1 protein-coding gene is annotated in these 1,878 nt (G+C 62.1%); it reads left to right on the top strand.

From position 1 onward, the window contains the following. Positions 1-33: 33 nt before the first annotated feature. On the top strand, positions 34-1,878 hold a 1,845-nt coding region (locus tag ACXJ7R_RS31525), incomplete at its 3' end, for an MFS transporter (RefSeq protein ID WP_457155223.1).

Raw genomic sequence — 1,878 nt, 5'->3', positions numbered from 1 at the left:
ATCGAGGACAAGGTCTCACGGGAGGACAATTCTATCGCAATGGCATCGACTGCCGGCGGAGCAAGCCGCGGCATGACGCGGGAGGAAACTAAGGACATCTTCGCTTCCTCGCTGGGCACCGTTTTCGAATGGTATGATTTCTATCTCTACGGCTCGCTCGCGGTGTTCATTGGTTCGACCTTCTTCAGTCCAACCATTCCTGAAGCGACGCGCAATATCTTCGCGCTGCTGGCGTTCGCCGCCGGCTTCCTGGTACGACCGTTCGGCGCGCTGCTGTTCGGCCGCATCGGCGACCTTGTCGGCCGCAAGTATACGTTCCTTGTCACCATGACGATCATGGGCCTTTCGACCTTCCTGGTCGGCCTGCTGCCTGGATATGCGACTTTGGGCATCGCGGCTCCCGTGATCCTGATTGTCCTGCGCATGCTGCAAGGCCTGGCGCTGGGCGGCGAATATGGCGGCGCGGCCACCTATGTCGCCGAGCATGCACCCGACAACCGGCGCGGCTACTACACCTCGTGGATCCAGACGACGGCGACGCTCGGCCTGTTCCTGTCGCTGGTCGTCATCCTGATTGTCCAGGGTTCGATGAGCAAGGAAACCTACGCCTCATGGGGCTGGCGCATTCCGTTCATTGTCTCCTTCCTGCTGCTCGGCATCTCGATCTGGATCCGGCTTTCGCTCTCCGAATCGCCGACCTTCCAGCGTATGAAGGATGAGGGCAAGGGCTCCAAAGCGCCGCTTTCGGAAGCATTTGGTCAATGGAAGAATGCCCGAATCGCGCTGCTGGCGCTGCTCGGCCTCACCGCCGGTCAGGCCGTGGTCTGGTACAATGGCCAGTTCTACGCGCTGTTCTTCCTGCAGAACGTGCTCAAGGTCGACGCGCAGTCGGTCAACATCATGATCGCCATAGCGCTCGCCCTCGGCTCGATCTTCTTCGTCGTCTTCGGCTGGCTCTCCGACAAGATCGGGCGCAAGCCGATCATCATGGCGGGCCTTGCCTTGGCGATCGTCTGCACCTTCCCGCTGTTCAAGGCATTGACCTGGGCCGCCAATCCGGCGCTCGCCACGGCCCAGCAGAACACACGTGCTACGGTGACGGCGGCACCCGGCGACTGCAAGTTCCAGTTCAATCCGGTCGGCACGGCGAAGTTCACGACGTCTTGTGACATCGCGACCTCGTTCCTGACCAAGAACTCGGTTCCCTATGACGTGGTGTCGACGGCCGCGGCCGGGACGGCCGCGTCGGTCAAGATCGGCAACGAGACGGTGGAATCCTACGATGCCATCGCCGCTGGCGATCAGGCGAAAGCCAAGGACGCCGCCTTCATCAAAGCCGTCAACATGTCGCTGCGGGACGGCGGCTATCCGCTGAAGCGCGCGGCGATCAAGATCCCGGACCAGAAGCTTGACGCGTTTGTCGCCGCCAACCCGGAACTGAAGCTCGATGCCGCCGCCATTCGCGCCGGCGAGAAGGCGACGGTCCCGACCGATCAGGCGATCAAGGACAAGCTGCTGACCGCCGACGAGGCCGCGGGTGCGCCCGAGGTCACCGTCTACAATATACCGGGCGGCGGCGCTTTCGCCATGTTCGCCGATCCGGCGGGAATCAACTGGCCGATGACGATCGGCATCCTGTTCATCCTGGTCCTGTTCGTGACCATGGTCTACGGCCCGATTGCCGCGATCCTGGTCGAGATGTTCCCGACCCGCATCCGCTACACCGGCATGTCGTTGCCCTATCACATTGGCAATGGCTGGTTCGGTGGCCTGCTGCCGGCGACGGTGTTCGCACTCAGTGCCTACAGGGGCGATATCTACTTTGGTCTGTGGTACCCGGTGGTGATCGCCGCGATGTCGCTGGTCATCGGCATGATC

The sequence above is a fragment of the Mesorhizobium sp. P5_C1 genome (assembly GCF_054049815.1).
This window is presented reverse-complemented; position numbering and strand designations above follow the sequence as displayed.